The sequence below is a fragment of the Pseudobacillus badius genome, from assembly GCF_002189605.1.
GTDB classification, from domain to species: domain Bacteria; phylum Bacillota; class Bacilli; order Bacillales; family Domibacillaceae; genus Pseudobacillus; species Pseudobacillus badius.
In genome coordinates this window covers 277,521-292,980 of record NZ_MWMM01000004.1, presented here as the reverse complement: position 1 = coordinate 292,980, position 15,460 = coordinate 277,521, and the positions used below count along the sequence as shown (strand labels likewise).

Annotated in this window: 14 protein-coding genes and 2 other annotated features; of the genes, 13 read left to right on the top strand and 1 reads right to left on the bottom strand. The window is 46.4% G+C overall.

The features are described 5' to 3' along the window. The first annotated feature begins 4 nt into the window (after positions 1-4). The 7 genes from B1A98_RS10440 (at position 5) to panF (ending at position 7,030) form a co-directional block, all read left to right on the top strand. Complete coding sequence (locus tag B1A98_RS10440; RefSeq protein ID WP_063384909.1) at positions 5-1,180, top strand: thiolase family protein; 1,176 nt, start codon at positions 5-7, stop codon at positions 1,178-1,180. Between the two features lie 33 nt (positions 1,181-1,213). After that, positions 1,214-1,975: a 3-hydroxyacyl-CoA dehydrogenase gene (locus tag B1A98_RS10435; protein WP_063384910.1), complete on the top strand. Its 762-nt coding sequence runs from the start codon at positions 1,214-1,216 to the stop codon at positions 1,973-1,975. A gap of 17 nt (positions 1,976-1,992) precedes the next feature. Next, a complete protein-coding gene (locus B1A98_RS10430; protein ID WP_063384911.1) occupies positions 1,993-2,796 on the top strand; it encodes an enoyl-CoA hydratase/isomerase family protein in 804 nt (267 codons plus the stop codon). Positions 2,797-2,822: 26 nt separating this feature from the next. Beyond that, on the top strand, positions 2,823-3,920 hold the full coding sequence (locus B1A98_RS10425; RefSeq protein ID WP_063384912.1) for a CaiB/BaiF CoA transferase family protein: 1,098 nt from the start codon (positions 2,823-2,825) through the stop codon (positions 3,918-3,920). A 42-nt stretch (positions 3,921-3,962) separates the two neighbouring features. Next, positions 3,963-4,940, top strand: coding sequence for an MBL fold metallo-hydrolase (locus B1A98_RS10420; protein ID WP_063384913.1), 978 nt, complete (start codon positions 3,963-3,965; stop codon positions 4,938-4,940). A 378-nt stretch (positions 4,941-5,318) separates the two neighbouring features. Beyond that, positions 5,319-5,597, top strand: a complete 279-nt coding sequence (locus B1A98_RS10415; RefSeq protein WP_063384914.1) for a YhdT family protein — start codon at positions 5,319-5,321, stop codon at positions 5,595-5,597. Further along, positions 5,594-7,030 carry a sodium/pantothenate symporter gene (panF, locus tag B1A98_RS10410; RefSeq protein ID WP_063384915.1) on the top strand — a complete coding sequence of 479 codons (1,437 nt, stop codon included), beginning with the start codon at positions 5,594-5,596 and terminating at the stop codon, positions 7,028-7,030. The genes B1A98_RS10415 and panF overlap by 4 nt, the downstream gene beginning before the upstream one ends. A gap of 3 nt (positions 7,031-7,033) precedes the next feature. On the opposite strand, the gene B1A98_RS10405 is transcribed toward panF, so the two are convergent. Continuing rightward, positions 7,034-8,272 carry an EAL and HDOD domain-containing protein gene (locus tag B1A98_RS10405; RefSeq protein WP_158286029.1) on the bottom strand — a complete coding sequence of 413 codons (1,239 nt, stop codon included), beginning with the start codon at positions 8,270-8,272 and terminating at the stop codon, positions 7,034-7,036. A 206-nt stretch (positions 8,273-8,478) separates the two neighbouring features. Beyond that, positions 8,479-8,726, top strand: a binding site (T-box leader). Positions 8,727-8,760: 34 nt separating this feature from the next. Then, positions 8,761-8,988 (top strand) — a binding site (T-box leader). 67 nt (positions 8,989-9,055) lie between these two features. Between B1A98_RS10405 and trpE the strand changes: the two genes are divergently transcribed. The 6 genes from trpE to trpA are packed head-to-tail and all read left to right on the top strand — an operon-like array spanning position 9,056 to position 15,443. After that, a complete protein-coding gene (trpE, locus tag B1A98_RS10395; RefSeq protein ID WP_063384916.1) occupies positions 9,056-10,453 on the top strand; it encodes an anthranilate synthase component I in 1,398 nt (465 codons plus the stop codon). Further along, complete coding sequence (gene trpD / locus B1A98_RS21015) at positions 10,450-12,063, top strand: anthranilate phosphoribosyltransferase (protein WP_082821742.1); 1,614 nt, start codon at positions 10,450-10,452, stop codon at positions 12,061-12,063. Before trpE ends, trpD begins: the two co-directional genes overlap by 4 nt. Next, a complete protein-coding gene (gene trpC / locus B1A98_RS10385) occupies positions 12,060-12,839 on the top strand; it encodes an indole-3-glycerol phosphate synthase TrpC (protein WP_063384917.1) in 780 nt (259 codons plus the stop codon). Before trpD ends, trpC begins: the two co-directional genes overlap by 4 nt. A gap of 10 nt (positions 12,840-12,849) precedes the next feature. Further along, positions 12,850-13,485, top strand: coding sequence for a phosphoribosylanthranilate isomerase (locus B1A98_RS10380; protein WP_063384918.1), 636 nt, complete (start codon positions 12,850-12,852; stop codon positions 13,483-13,485). After that, entirely contained in the window at positions 13,460-14,665 is a 1,206-nt protein-coding gene (gene trpB, locus B1A98_RS10375; protein WP_063384919.1) for a tryptophan synthase subunit beta, read from the top strand. The genes B1A98_RS10380 and trpB overlap by 26 nt, the downstream gene beginning before the upstream one ends. Beyond that, a complete protein-coding gene (gene trpA, locus B1A98_RS10370; protein ID WP_063384920.1) occupies positions 14,658-15,443 on the top strand; it encodes a tryptophan synthase subunit alpha in 786 nt (261 codons plus the stop codon). The genes trpB and trpA overlap by 8 nt, the downstream gene beginning before the upstream one ends. The last annotated feature ends 17 nt before the right edge of the window (positions 15,444-15,460 follow it).

Genomic DNA, 15,460 nt, shown 5'->3' with positions numbered 1-15,460 from the left:
TAAAATGGGGGAAGCTGTCATTATCGATGCCATTCGTACGCCAATGGGCAGGCGGAATGGATCGCTATCAGGAATCCATCCTGTAGATCTGCTGGCTCACTTGCTCAATCAATTGATAAAACGCACAGGTGTAAATCCATCACTGATTGAAGATGTCATTATCGGATGTGTCGGCCAAGTAGATGAACAATCAGCCAATATCGCAAGAAATGCTTGGCTAGCGGCCGGTCTTCCCGAAAACGTGCCAGGCACAACAATCGACCGCCAGTGCGGTTCAAGCTTGCAGGCTTTGCAGTTTGCGGCTCAAGGAATCATGGCCGGCGGCTATGAAATAGCCATCGCCGGCGGGATCGAGTCAATGTCGCGCGTGCCGATGGGCAGCACGGCACATAATGGAAAGACACCGATGGCAGACAGTCTTTTTCGCCGTTACGATCTAAAAGGATACGGATTTAACCAATATGCTGGAGCAGAAATGCTGGCTGAAGAGGCGGGGATTACGCGTGATCATATGGATGAGTACAGTTTAAAAAGCCACCAGCGTGCTCATGAGGCCAGACAGCAAGGAAGGTTCCATCAGGAGATTATACCCATTTCGGTGCCGGATGGAAAGGGAGGAACGAAAATGTTCGCAGAGGATGAAACGATTCGCCCTGAAACATCGATCGAGAAAATGGCTGCTTTAAAGCCGTCCTTTCCGGGGCTAGCAACAATTACAGCTGGGAACTCCAGCCAGATTGCAGACGGGGCAAGTGCGGTATTAGCGGCAAGCCGGGAAACAGCAGAAGAGCTTGGCCTTCAGCCGCGTGCCCGCTTTGTATCTTTTTCGGTTGTAGGGGATGATCCTGTAGTTATGCTGAGAGGCCCGATTCCGGCTACTCGGAAAGTACTGGAGCGTGCTGGTCTTCAGGTGGAGGAGATTGATCTCGTAGAAATCAATGAAGCATTCGCTTCTGTTGTGTTAAGGTGGCAAAAAGATATAGGGATACCGCTTGAAAAGGTAAACGTAAACGGCGGGGCCGTTGCACTTGGTCATCCGCTTGGGGCGACAGGAACCAGGATGGTTGCTACTCTGCTAAATGAATTAGAACGACGGAAGGAAAGGTATGGGCTCATTACTTTATGTGAAGGAGCCGGCATGGCAAATGCTATGATCATTGAACGGTTAGTCGCCGAATAAAAATAAGGTTCAAGATATTAAAGGAGGAAGAAAATGAATATAAAAGACCATGTGTTTTTCATTACAGGAGGCGGCTCCGGTCTTGGCGAGGCAACAGCTCGAATGATTCATGCCCATGGCGGCCATGTAGCAGTATTGGATTTGAATGAAGAGAGGGGGAAAAAGGTTTCCGAAGAACTGGGAGGATTGTATTTAAAGGCTGATATTACAGACGAATATGAGGTTCAGCAAGCAATCCGGCAAACGGTTGAACAGATGGGCGGTTTCCATGGTGTAATAAACTGTGCAGGAATGGGGATGTCCAAGCGAGTGGTTGGAAAAAAAGGGCCCTTTCCGCTTGATATTTTCAAGAAAGTCATTGACGTGAATTTGATCGGTTCATTTAATGTCATCCGGCTGGCTGCTGAAGCGATGAGTGAAAATAAGACAAACGACGAGGGGGAGCGAGGCATTATCATCAATACTTCTTCCGTTGCAGCGTTTGATGGACAAATCGGGCAAGCTGCCTATTCCGCTTCAAAAGCGGGAATTGTCGGGATGACCCTGCCGATTGCCCGAGAATTAGCTGATTTTGGCATTCGGGTTATGACTATTGCTCCTGGTTTATTTGATACTCCGCTTCTTGGCCAAGCAACGGAAGAGATTCGCACAGCGCTTGGTAAACAAATTCCTTTCCCGCCTCGTCTTGGAAAACCGAACGAGTTTGCCTTGCTGACAAAAGGCATTATTGAAAATCCAATGATGAATGGGGAAACAATCCGGTTGGACGGTGCTATTCGCATGGCTCCAAGATAAATAAAGGGGGAATAAGAATGAATTTGCAGACAATGAAGGCACAGTATTTGGATAGTGGCGTATGTTTGCTGACAATTGACAATCCGCCGGCTAATACACTTAGCTTAGAGCTGCAGCAGGATCTATATGAGGTGGTAGATACACTTGGCAAGGATCCAGATGTGCGCGTGATTGTATTTGCATCTGCTCATCCTAAAATTTTCATCGCTGGAGCCAACTTAAATAATGTAAATGGAGACGGTACGAAACCTGTTGATTACGATGAGGGATGCCGCCAGATGCAGGAGGCATTTAACCGGCTTGAACAAATCCCTAAGCCGACAGTAGCTGTCATTAATGGGCATGCACTTGGAGGCGGATGCGAATTTGTTCTAGCATGCGATTTTCGGCTGATGTCTGACACAGGAACAATTGGGTTGACGGAATTATCCCTCGGCCTGATTCCAGCTGCTGGAGGCACCCAGCGCTTGACCCGTTTGCTTGGTAAAGCAAAAGCGACAGAAATGATACTTTTGGGAAAACGATTGAAAGCAGAGGAAGCAGAACGAATTGGTCTAGTTCATCAGGTGACATCGGCGGAAGCGTTACTTGAAGAGGCATTAGCATTTGCTGATAAGCTGGCGAACGGAGCGGTACAAGCGATGGGGCTGGCAAAGGCCTGCATTTATGCGGCTGCAGAAGAGCCGCTGGCGTCAGGATTGAAAATTGAGCGCGAGGCGTTCGCTAAAACATTTACAACAGGGGAGCCTGATGAAGGATTGGCGGCTTTTTTTGAAAAAAGAAGGCCTGACTTTATTAATACAAGAATAGCGAACTCATAAATTACTTTCTAAAAGGAGGCCGAGAAATGACGTTATTGAAGGGGTTGAAAGTTCTTGATTTTTCCACGTTGCTTCCCGGTCCGTTTGCCACGCTGCTGCTTTCTGATCTGGGGGCAGAAGTGCTGCGCATCGAAAGACCGTCAAACCAAAAAAGCTGGATCGTTGACCAGTATTTAAACCGCTCAAAATCTTCGGTCGAACTTGATTTAAAGAAGCCGGAATCCGTTGATCAAGTGAAGCAATTGGCAGAAGAATATGACATTGTGATTGAGCAATTCCGCCCGGGGGTCATGGAGCGGCTTGGCCTTGGCTATAAAGATCTCAAAAAGGTGAATCCCCGGATTATTTATTGCTCGCTGACTGGATTTGGGCAAACTGGTCCGCTTAAAGACCGGCCCGGCCATGACATTAATTATCTAGCCCTATCCGGGGTGTCGGGATATTCAGGAAAAAAGGCGGAAGGACCGGCCCAAAATGGCACACAGATTGCTGATCTTAACGGCTCTCTTTATACAGCCCTTGCGATCTTAGCTGCGGTTATTTACCGAACGCAAACGGGAGAAGGACAATCAATCGATATGAGCATGACGGATTGCAGCTTCTCTCTCAATGCTTTGTTTGCTCCTCTCTCTTTAAATCACGGGATGAAGCTGGAGCCAGAAAAGCTTATGCTCAACGGCGGCACGTTTTATGGTTACTATCAAACGAAAGACGGCCGCTTCTTTTCGGTAGGAAGTCTCGAACCTGCTTTTCGAAAGGAATTATGCGAGGCCATCGGCCGTCCAGACTTATTTGATATGAGTATGAGTGAACACCCGGTCGATGTACGATTATTTAAAGAGATATTAACCGCTACGTTCCTGGAAAAAACATTCACAGAGTGGCTTGCTATTTTTGAAAAAGCCGAAGCGTGTGTGGAGCCGGTATTAACATTTGAAGAAGCATGCGAACATCCACATCTAAAAGAACGGGGGCTGATCGTGCAGGTCCCGGATGGACAAGGCGGATTTCAAAGGCAAATAGCTTGTCCGATTAAAACGTCGGCTTTTCATCCTCAGTATAAACAAATAGACAGGAGTCTTAGAGAAAACAGTGGAGCGGCATTAAACAACATACATCCGTAAGCAAATGGCACGACCTATTTTTATAGAAGGGAGGTGAGCCCGTTGTCAAAAAAAGAGGAAAAAGAAAGCGGGATTGTTCATCCAATCATCGTACCGACATCATACAATGTAGGCACCATTAATTTTTATTTACTTGAAGTGGCGGGCTCACTGTCACTTATTGATGCAGGCGTGAATACCGATGAGTGCTGGAATAAGTTGAACGAGACGCTGCATAAAGCTGGAATTTCAATCAGTGATATTGACCGCATCCTGCTCACGCATCATCATCCGGATCATACAGGGGTTGTCAATCGACTTTTGGATACGTCTGCTATTCCTGTGTATGCACATAAAGAGGCAATTCCAAGGCTGAAAAAAGATGAAAACTATCTGCGAAGGCGTATTAATTTTTTTAGTCAGTTGTATGAGGAGATGGGATGCGGTCAAGCGGGAAAAGATGAGGTGGAAAAATTAAGGGCCTGGCCGCCCAGCCATGATTATCTGCCTATTCACTCTGCTATTGAGCCGTTGAATGAAGGGGATTCCATTGCTGGCTTGCAAGTCATGGAGACACCTGGCCATTCACCTGATCACCTTGTTTTTTATAATGAGAAGACAAAAGAACTCTTTTCAGGAGATGTTTTAATCCAAAATATCTCTAGTAACGCGATGGTGGAACCGGATAGACAGAATAGAAGACTGTTAACATTGGTGCAATATATCCGATCATTAAAACGCTGTCTGCAATGGGATATCGACATCATGTATACAGGACACCGGGAGGCTATTACTGATCATCATGCTTTGATTGCAGAGCGGCTTAGCAAAATTGAGAGGAAAGCACAAAAAATCATAACTAGTTTGCGACAAGGGACCAAAACGGCAAACGAATTGGCTATCCATTTTTATCAACACAAATATCAGTCTGAATTTCCACTTGTCATATCAGAAATTATAGGATATTTAGATTATTTAGAGGCAGGATCCAGAGTATATAAAGAACAAAAAAATGGAATATGGCGGTATTACTCAGTATGAAGCAATACAGAAGGGGAGTTTAATAGTCGCATACAGATAAGGAGGAAGAAAAGTGGTTGACAAGTAAAGCGAATCCGTTATAATTGAAATTGACATTCATTCTCATTACCCCCTCTTTAATGAGATTGGAGCATTGCAGATTTAGCATAGGAAGATGGCGCCTACAGGGTGCCATCTTTTTTTGTTTTATCCATTTTTGTATCAGTTATTTAGTGTACTAACAGGTTTATCAAGGAGTGAGTGAGGACATCCTCTCTGCTTTGTGAAACAGCAGAAAAATTTTATGACAGCCTTATAGAAACAGGATTGCATCCGCCGCTTTCCTGTCGTAATGTTAAAAGAGGCTGCTAAGCTCCTGTTAAAGAAAGGAAGGGGAATATGAAAAAAGAGAAACAGGAGGATTCCCGTTTTATAATAGCTAAGAAAGAAGCCTGGATAGGAATCCTGTTAGTCATATTTAATTTTATTTGGTGGTACGGCTTTGCTTACGGCCTTGGCAGGGGCCCTGTTGAGAAGTACAGCTTTATCTTTGGGCTTCCGGCCTGGTTTTTTTACAGTTGTATAGTCGGGCTTATTGTGATGATTTTACTTGTGGTTTTTACTGTAACATTCTTTTTTAAAGAGGTCCCGTTTGATGAAGAAGGTGAGAACAGATGAATATGTCCGTGATTTGGCCGCTTGTTGTGTTTCTTGTCATTATTTTTTTAGTGGGTGTTTACGCATCACGGCATGTGCAAAGCTCTTCTTCGTTCATTCAAGAATATTTCTTAGGAAGCCGCGAACTCGGGGGCTTTATTTTGGCCATGACGATGGCAGCCACCTATGGAAGTGCCTCCAGTTTTTTGAGCGGACCGGGAGCCGCTTATAACTACGGTCTCTCTTGGGTGCTGCTGGCCATGAGCCAGGTAGCCACAGGCTATTTTGTTTTGATGATTCTTGGGAAGAAATTTGCTATTATGGCGAGAAAATATCAGGCAGTAACGCTTGTCGACTTTCTATTTGCCCGCTATAAAAATGAATTCGTCGTCGTCCTGGCAGCGCTCAGCATTATCATTTTCTTATTTTCAGCGATGGCAGCCCAGTGGATCGGCGGTGCGCGGCTGGTGGAGTCACTCACAGGTCTCTCTTATACAACCGCTTTAATTATATTTGCTTCTTCTGTTTTAGTTTACGTTGTCATCGGAGGTTTTCGGGCCGTAGCGATTACGGATATGGTTCAAGGTCTTGTGATGGTGGCTGGCACAGTAGTTTTATTTATAGCCGCTTTAAAAGCCGGCGGAGGCATGGAAAACATTATGAGGACGCTTGGAGCAGAAAATCCAAATTTATTGAGCCCATATGGAAATGACCGCAGTTTAACACCGCTTTATCTTTCTTCCTTTTGGATTTTAGTCGGCATTGGAGTGGTCGGCTTGCCCCAAGTGGCTGTCCGAGCAATGAGCTATAAAAACGCGAAGGCGATGCACCGTGCGCTAATAATCGGCACTGTCGTCGTCGGAGTGATCATGCTTGGCATGCATTTAATTGGAGTGATGGCACGGGCGATTATCCCCGGGGTTACTGTAGGCGATAAGGTGATGCCTGAGCTAGCGATGACGATCATGCCTGATTGGCTTGCCGGCATTGTGCTGGCAGCTCCGATGGCAGCTATTATGTCTACAGTCGACTCGCTGCTGCTGCTTGTCTCAAGCGCGGTAGTAAAGGACTTATATTTGCACTTTATCAATAAAAAAGCCGAAGAAAAACAAGTGAAAAAACTTAGTTTTATTGTTACTGCAGTGATCGGAGTGATCGTTTTCGTTGTCGCCCTGCAGCCGCCTGATTTAATTATTTGGCTAAATCTATTTTCATTCGGGGGATTGGAAGCTGTTTTTATCTGGCCTGTAGTCCTAGGACTTTATTGGCAGCGGGCGAACGGGGCAGGAGCCGCTTCGGCGATGATTATGGGGATGATTTCTTATATTCTTTTGAGCACTTTTTATCCGAATGCTTTTGGCATGCATACGGTAGTTTTGCCGATCTTGCTGTCACTTATCACATTCGTGGCTGTCTCGCTGTTCACCGGGCGTTCTAAATGGAAACAGGCCTAGGGATCATCCCTGGCCTGTTTCTGCTTTGATCATGCTGTCGGCCCACTCAAGGGCATTCTGATAGCAAGCGGATAAAACGCTTTCTTCAACTTGCAAAGTGCGACTGATCTCGCTCACTTCTCCCCAATGGCCTCTTTCTGCTGCTGTTATTAATCGAAGCAGTTGAAAAAGTGTTCCTTCTTCGAATAAAAGGGCTTGCTTGATTCGTTCATCAATGGGAAGGTCCTGAAGCAGCTTGTCCATCGGCTGATTAATCAGCGCATCAATCATTGAGAGCATGCCTAACAGAAAAAATAAAGACGGAGGCTCTTCACGAAAATGATGCAGGGCAAGCAGCTCCAACGTTTTCGCACGAACTAATGAAATATGGACGACTTCTTCAGGACACGCGGAACCGGAAGAACTGATCATAATAAAGAATAACCATTTTCTTAATTCTTCAAGACCGATAAGCATAATCGCCTGATGAATAGTTTTTACCTTTTGTCTCTGGATGAAAGCTGTCCGGTTAAGCAGCTTTAATAATTTATAAGAAAGGGACAAATCGGATTCAATCAGATGGGCTATTTTAAGAATGTCTGGTTCCGAACCCATCATTTCATCTAAAATAACAAAATAGTGTCCTGAAAACTGAGGGATGGATTTGGCGCTGACAATTGTTGGCCTAGCGAAGAAAAACCCTTGAAACAAATCAAATCCTTCATCGAGCGCTTCCTGCAATTGCTCCCTTGTTTCTACTTTTTCAGCAAGCCAAGTGAGAGGGAAATGGGCGAGCTCTTCCTTCATCCTTTTTCTTTCCGCTTTTGTCGTATCCAGAAAATCGACTTTAATAATATCCGCATATTTTATTAATTCCTTATTGCTGTCGCTTAGCAGAAAATCATCCAGAGCGAGAGTGTAGCCTTTTGCTTTTAACTGTTGGCAGGCAGCTTCTACTTCAGCATTGGCGTCGATTTGTTCAAGCAATTCAATCACTAGTTTGTTAGACGGCAAAAAAATAGGGAAGTCTTGGAGCAACAGATTTTCTGTAAAGTTTACATACAGCTTTTTTCCTCTGGAAATTTGGTCTATTCCGATAGTTAAGATACTGTTAGATAGGACTTCAATCGTTGCTTCATCCCCATTAATGGACTTTCCAGGGTGCTTGCCTTCTTTATTGCGATACAGCAGCTCATAGGCGACTGTCTGCTCTTCCCGGTTGAAAATCGGCTGTCTCGCTACATACACATCCATTTTCTCCATCTTAATACCCCTTACTTTTTTCATAGTTTATAGGTAAAAATATACATTAGATAGTAGTTTTTGTCTATATATTTTTGTGGTAAAAAAGATTTTTTGCTTGGCTGACAAGGTGTTGGCAGTTATGAAAAAAAGATTTTTTAAAAAAAAGTTGACTTTTTCTTTCCCTTTCGATTATGATGAGTTACAACAAATAAAGAACGATGTATAAATGAGCGTTGACGAAGAAGAGTAGCTTGAATGGATGCTTCAGAGAGCTGATGGCGGGTGAGAATCAGTGCAGACATTTTAGTGAATGGCCTTCCGAGCTTCCGCACCGAACTCTTTAGACAGTAGGCTGCGGCGAACGTCTTATCGTTACAAAAGACAGGCATTCAAGCGATCGCTTTGATGCTTTCAGAGTGGGCTGCAATAATTGCAGTCAATAAAGGTGGTACCACGGCTCCCCGTCCTTTGCGGCAGGGGGCTTTTTGTGTTTTTTAACTATATCGATAAACTCAGTGACGAAGAGGAGTAGGCATGTGACGCGCGCGACAGAGAGCCGGGAGGGTGAGAGCCGGCGCCGCTTATCATGCTGAATGGACTTCAGAGAGGCAGCAGGAAATGGCTGCCCGGCTTCCGCCGTTACCGGATACTGGACAGGAACTTCTTTTGTCCGGACAAAGAGGGAGCTTTTTAGCTTCAACGAGAGGTGGCACCGCGGGTAACCCGTCCTCCGCAGCAAGGATTTATTCATTTGCTGCGGAGGACTTTTTTATTTTATCAAGCTGACGAGGTGAAATGGTGATGAGAACGAGCGAACAAATGGCTTATAAATTAAAGGAAATGGAAGGGGATATGCTTACCCCTATTATGCTTTACCATCAAATGAAGGGGGAAAAGAAATTTTTGCTTGAAAGCTCGTATAAGCATGAACAGAGCGGGCGGTATTCTTTTCTTGGCACGAACCCGGCGGCTGAATATAAAGCAGCGGGCGAGAAGATTGAACGGGTTAATCACCGTACAGGAGCTCGGCAAAAGTTTTCTGGACACAGTCTGCGCCAATTAAGGGAAATGCTGGCGGACAGAAACATGGATGAACAGCCTTTTCCGTTCTTCGGCGGCGGCATCGGCTATATTGGATACGATGTGATCTTTTTGGACGAAAGGATCGGTGAGCCATTGAAGGATGAGCTTCATATGCCGGATGTCCACTTTATGTTTTACGATACGTTTGTGGTGTACGATCATTTGCTGCAAAAAGTTACGCTTGTTGCGGTGGACTTGTTTGGAGACAGGACAGAAAAGGAAATGGAAGCAGCGCTATTGAATTTGGAAAATTGCGTAAATAAAGCCGGACAGCCTCAGTCAGGAGAGCCGCCGGAACAGCTGTCGTTTACTGGAAATGTCAACAGAGAGCAGTTTAGCCAGATGGTTGAAGCAGCAAAACAGCATATTGTTCGCGGAGATATTTTCCAAGTCGTGCTTTCTCAGCGTCTGAAAGCTCGCTTCAGCGGCAATTCATTTTCACTGTACCGGCGTTTAAGAACATCTAATCCTTCCCCCTATATGTTTTATATCGACTTTGATGACTATGTTGTATTAGGAGCTTCTCCCGAGAGCTTAATTCGAATTAGCGGCAGGGAGGTGACTGCTAATCCGATTGCCGGCACAAGGCCGCGGGGAACAGGAGAAGGGGAAGATGCCGCCTTAGAGAGAGAACTGCTCAATGACGAAAAGGAAACAGCAGAACACCGCATGCTTGTCGATTTAAGCCGCAATGATCTGGGGCGTGTGTGTACAGTAGGGAGTGTGCGTGTATCTAAATATCAGAAGATTGAAAAATATAAGCATGTGATGCATATTGTCTCAGAAGTCACAGGAGAGCTGAGGAAAGAGGTTCACCCGCTTGAAGCCTTGTCCGCTTGTCTGCCGGCGGGTACGGTGTCCGGCGCACCAAAAATCAGAGCCATGCAAATCATTAATGAACTGGAATCAACGAAGCGAGGGTTATATGCAGGGGCAGTCGGTTACCTTTCAGCGAATGGCGATCTCGACTTTGCCCTTGCTATCCGGACAATGATTGTGAAAGATAATCAAGCCTATGTACAGGCAGGAGCCGGTATCGTGTATGATTCCGTTCCGGAAAAAGAATATGAAGAAACAATGCATAAAGCCAAAGCGCTGCTGGAGGTAAAATCATGATCTTGCTTATCGATAACTACGATTCATTTACTTATAACTTGTATCAGCAAATCAGTTCTTTAGGAAAAAATGTGCGGGTCATCCGCAATGACGACATGACATTGGCTGAAATCGAAGCGCTGGAGCCGGAAGCGATTGTTTTGTCTCCAGGTCCTGGAACACCGGAGGAAGCGGGCATCTGTATTGAAGTAGTGCGTACCTTCTTCCATCGGGTCCCAATCCTTGGCATCTGTCTCGGACATCAGGCGATTGCAACTGCCTTTGGAGCGAACATTGTCCCGGCTCAAACGATCAAACATGGAAAAATATCGCTGATTAAACATAATGGCAACGAAATATTTCAAGCGCTGTCCGGTCCCGTGCCGGTGATGCGCTATCATTCCCTTTCTGTTGATCGTCATTCGCTTCCAGAAAAACTGGAAGTGCTCGCCACTTCTGTGGACGATGAGGAAATTATGGCGCTTCGTCATCGAGAATATCCCGTGTATGGCTTGCAATTTCACCCGGAATCGATCGGGACAAAATCAGGAACCGCTATTATTCAGCAATTTTTCCGCCAGTACAGGAAGGAGAAAAAGATGAAGCAATATTTAGTCAAGCTGTCAGACCGCCAGTCCTTGCAGAGAACGGAAATGAAAGAGGCGATTGAAGAGATTTTGCAGGAGGATGCCACTGACAGCGAGATTGCGGCTTTTCTAGTGGCTTTGAAGTCAAAAGGGGAAACGGTAGAAGAAATTGCCGCTCTGGTGAATGTGCTTAGGCAAAATGCGCTTGGATCGGGAAAAGTGCTGCCTGGAGTGATGGATAATTGCGGAACAGGGGGAGATGGTTCGCATAGCTTTAACATCAGCACAACGGCCGCTTTTGTGCTGGCGGGAGCCGGGGTGAAAATAGCAAAGCATGGCAATCGCAGTGTATCAAGCAAAACAGGAAGCGCGGATGTTTTAGAACACCTGGGCATTTCGCTCGACTATTTGGAGGGAGAGACAGAGGAGCTGTTGGAAGAGAACGGCATTACCTTTTTGTTTGCTCCCCACGTGCATCCAAAATTAAAAAAGATCATGAAAGTTCGCCGCGACTTAAAAATTCCGACCATTTTTAATTTGATCGGCCCGCTCACTAACCCGGTGCATCTTGATACCCAGCTGTTAGGCATTTACCGGCGAGATATGCTAGAGATGATGGCCGATGTCCTGAATTATCTTGGGAGAAAACGCGCGGTCGTTCTCAATGGCGCCGGCTTTATGGACGAAGCTTCGTTAGCTGGTGACAATCATTTGATCTTGCTTGAATCGGGAAAGACGAAAAAGATGATTGTTACTCCTGAAGAAGCCGGGCTTCCCGTTTATGATTTGAAAGCAATCCGCGGCGGCGAAGCCAGGGAAAACGCAGAGATTTTAAAAAGTATTCTGGAGGGGGAGAAAGGCGCGAGGCGCGATACCGTCCTGCTGAATGCCGGCATTGGCTTGTTCGCCAACGGCAGGGCGAAAACTATTCAAGAAGGCATCGCCCTTGCAAAAGAGAGCATTGACTCAGGAGCCGCCTTGTCGAAGCTTCATTATTTAATTGATTATTCCAAACAGCGGCAGAAAGTGAGGGCAACGGTATGAGCGCAACAATCTTAGATCAAATCCTGGCGGAGAAGAAAAAGGAGGTGGCGCACTTAAGAGAAACTTTTCAAGCGGATGTACAGCCGGAAAAGCGAACACAGCCGTCTTTGTACACCCGTTTCTCACAATCTGAAACAATGAATATTATTGCTGAAATTAAGCGGGCGTCCCCTTCAAAAGGGATCATCAATACAGGCATTGATCCCATTCTGCAGGCAGAGGCTTATGAACAAAACGGCGCCGATGCTATTTCAGTTTTAACAGATGAACCATTTTTTAAAGGAACGATGAACGACCTCATGGCTGTTCGTCAAAAAGTAGCCGTCCCGGTGCTATGTAAAGACTTTATTATTGATCCCGTGCAGATTGACCGGGCAAAAACTGCCGGTGCCGATATGATTCTGTTAATTGCCGCCGCTCTTTCCCAAGAGCAGCTGGCGGGCCTTTATTCGTACGCGAGGGAGCTGGCGCTTGACGTGCTGCTTGAAGTGCACAACGAAGAAGAGATGGAACGGGCTTTTTTAGTTGGAGCGGACGTGATCGGCATTAATAATCGTGATTTGAAAAGCTTTAGCGTCGATCTCGGGATAACAGAGAGGCTGCTGCAGGCGTATGGGCAGCATGAAAAAGTATTTATTTCAGAAAGCGGCATTCAAACGGCAGCCGATGCAGAAAGAGTAAAGGCAGCGGGGGCCAGGGGCATCTTGGTTGGCGAAACATTTATGAAGAGTGCTAATATTGCCCAAACTTTTCACGAATTAAAAATCTGTCTGTGAGGTGAAGGACATGAAAGTGAAAATATGCGGCATTCAGGACACGGAGACCGCGCTTTATGCCAAACAAATCGGCGCGGACGCCATCGGTTTTGTTTTTGCGAAAAGCAAACGGCAGGTGACAGCCGCCCAGGCGGAGCAAGCCGCCGGATGGCTGGGAAAAGGTCCTGTTAAAGTTGGCGTCTTCGTTAATGAAGAACTTGAAACGATCCGGTCAATTGCCGATCAGGCCCGCCTCGATATCATTCAGCTTCATGGCGATGAGCCGCCAGAGCTGGCGAAAAAGCTTCAGCTGCCTGTTATTAAGGCATTCAGCTTTCAAGCCGGCATTCAGCCTTCCGATCTGCTTCGTTACCCGGCGGACTTTGTGCTGCTCGACAGCCCGGCTGGCCCTTACAGAGGAGGCAATGGCACCGCCTTTGACTGGTCGGCTTTAGAAAAAGAGTCATTCGACCGCTCACGCCTTATTTTGGCCGGCGGATTAGATAAAGACAACGTGCAAGAGGCGATCCGGCTGGTTCAGCCTTTTGCCGTAGACGTATCAAGCGGTGTGGAAACGGATGGAGCCAAGGACCGGACGAAAATGAAACAATTTATTGAAACAGTGAAGGGAGCAACAGTTAATGACAACCTATACACAACCAGATGAGCGAGGCCATTTTGGTCCGTTCGGCGGGCGATACGTGCCCGAAACATTAATGCCGGCTGTTCTGGAACTGGAGGAAGCCTATAAGGAAGCGAGGAATGACCCGGCGTTCCGGCAGGAGCTGAACCATTACTTAACAGATTATATCGGCCGGGAAAATCCGCTTTATTTTGCCCGGAATTTAACAGCGAAGCTGGGCGGCGCCAAAATTTATTTGAAACGGGAAGATTTAAATCACACAGGTGCCCACAAAATTAACAATACAATCGGACAAGCCCTTCTAGCAGTGCGCATGGGAAAAAAGAAAGTGGTGGCGGAAACGGGAGCCGGCCAGCATGGAGTAGCGACGGCGACGGTCAGTGCTTTACTTAATTTAGAATGCGTTATTTTCATGGGAGCAGAAGATATTCGCCGCCAAAAGCTGAATGTGTTCCGGATGGAGCTGCTGGGAGCCAAGGTTGTCAGCGTGAGTCAAGGAAGCGGCACATTAAAGGATGCGGTTAACGAAGCGTTGCGTTACTGGGTGGCGAATGTAGAAGACACGCACTATATTATGGGATCGGTGCTCGGGCCCCATCCATTTCCGCAAATAGTTCGCGATTTTCAGAGTGTGATTGGTGCTGAAACGAAAGAACAAATGATCCAGAAAGAAGGAAAGCTGCCGGAAGCGGTTGTTGCTTGCATTGGCGGCGGCAGCAATGCCATGGGGATGTTTTATCCATTTATTAATGATGAAACCGTTCGGCTGTACGGTGTAGAAGCTGCCGGAAGCGGCATAAATACAGAAGAGCACGCGGCTTCTTTGACAAAAGGAAAGGTCGGTGTGCTTCACGGCAGCAAAATGTATCTTCTTCAAAATGAGGATGGACAAATTCAAGAGGCCCATTCAATTTCAGCGGGTCTTGATTATCCGGGAGTTGGCCCGGAACACAGTCTCCTGAAAGATATCGGCCGTGTGGAGTACACGGCCATCACAGATGAAGAGGCGCTCGCAGGGTTTAAATTGCTGACACAAACAGAAGGAATTATCCCGGCGCTCGAAAGCTCACATGCTATCGCCTATGCGGCTAAGCTTGCTAAGACGATGAATAAGGATGAATGTATAGCCGTCTGTTTATCTGGCCGCGGCGATAAGGACGTGGAAGCGATACAAGCAAGACTGGGAGGAGAAGAAAATGAGTAAATTCAAGCTTGAACAGGCTTTTCAAACTGTACAAGAAAACAAGACGCGAGCATTTGTTGCCTATATTATGGCCGGAGATGGGGGACTTGACACGTTAAAAGACAAGCTTTTGTTTTTGCAGGAGGCGGGCGTGACAGCGGTTGAAGTAGGCATTCCTTTTTCCGATCCAGTAGCGGATGGACCGGTCATTCAGGAAGCAGGGAAACGGGCATTGGCGCATGGAGTCACATTGAGAGGCGTGCTGGAGCATCTGGCCATCTATAAAGACGCCATTACCATCCCGATTCTTTTGATGACGTATTTAAATCCCGTTTTTCAATATGGAATCGACTCCTTTGCTGCAGACAGCCGCAAAGCTGGCGTGGCAGGGGTCATTATGCCGGATATGCCGCTTGAAGAAGAAGGAGCAGTAAGTGAGGCGCTCAAGCAGCACGACTTGGCTTTGATCCGGTTAGTGGCCTTAACGAGCCCGGAAGAGAGGATAGCTAACATTATAGAAGGAGCAGAGGGGTTCGTTTATGCGGTTACTGTAAAGGGAACAACCGGTGTGCGTGCCAGTTACGCGGAAGAGGTAGGCTCCTATTTGCAGCGCATCAAATCACAAAGCTCAGTTCCTGTGCTTGCCGGCTTCGGTGTTTCTTCAAAGGAACAAGTCGAAGAACTGGGCCAGTACTGTGATGGTGTTATCGTCGGCAGTAAAATTGTTGAGTTATTTCACCGGGGACAGCAGGAGAAAATCAAGCAATTGCTTCCTGAAACAGCGGTACAAGCAAAATAATCAGTCAAGTTATTTGA

Excerpts from the sequence above, each read along its gene's own strand:
- trpC (WP_063384917.1), top strand. The coding sequence starts at position 12,060 with ATGAGCGCAACAATCTTAGATCAAATCCTGGCGGAGAAGAAAAAGGAG.
- B1A98_RS10425 (WP_063384912.1), top strand. The coding sequence starts at position 2,823 with ATGACGTTATTGAAGGGGTTGAAAGTTCTTGATTTTTCCACGTTGCTT.
- trpB (WP_063384919.1), top strand. The coding sequence starts at position 13,460 with ATGACAACCTATACACAACCAGATGAGCGAGGCCATTTTGGTCCGTTC.
- B1A98_RS10435 (WP_063384910.1), top strand. The coding sequence starts at position 1,214 with ATGAATATAAAAGACCATGTGTTTTTCATTACAGGAGGCGGCTCCGGT.
- B1A98_RS10380 (WP_063384918.1), top strand. The coding sequence starts at position 12,850 with ATGAAAGTGAAAATATGCGGCATTCAGGACACGGAGACCGCGCTTTAT.
- B1A98_RS10405 (WP_158286029.1), bottom strand. The coding sequence starts at position 8,272 with ATGGAGAAAATGGATGTGTATGTAGCGAGACAGCCGATTTTCAACCGG.
- B1A98_RS10430 (WP_063384911.1), top strand. The coding sequence starts at position 1,993 with ATGAATTTGCAGACAATGAAGGCACAGTATTTGGATAGTGGCGTATGT.
- panF (WP_063384915.1), top strand. The coding sequence starts at position 5,594 with ATGAATATGTCCGTGATTTGGCCGCTTGTTGTGTTTCTTGTCATTATT.
- B1A98_RS10415 (WP_063384914.1), top strand. The coding sequence starts at position 5,319 with ATGAAAAAAGAGAAACAGGAGGATTCCCGTTTTATAATAGCTAAGAAA.
- trpE (WP_063384916.1), top strand. The coding sequence starts at position 9,056 with ATGAGAACGAGCGAACAAATGGCTTATAAATTAAAGGAAATGGAAGGG.
- B1A98_RS10440 (WP_063384909.1), top strand. The coding sequence starts at position 5 with ATGGGGGAAGCTGTCATTATCGATGCCATTCGTACGCCAATGGGCAGG.
- trpA (WP_063384920.1), top strand. The coding sequence starts at position 14,658 with ATGAGTAAATTCAAGCTTGAACAGGCTTTTCAAACTGTACAAGAAAAC.
- trpD (WP_082821742.1), top strand. The coding sequence starts at position 10,450 with ATGATCTTGCTTATCGATAACTACGATTCATTTACTTATAACTTGTAT.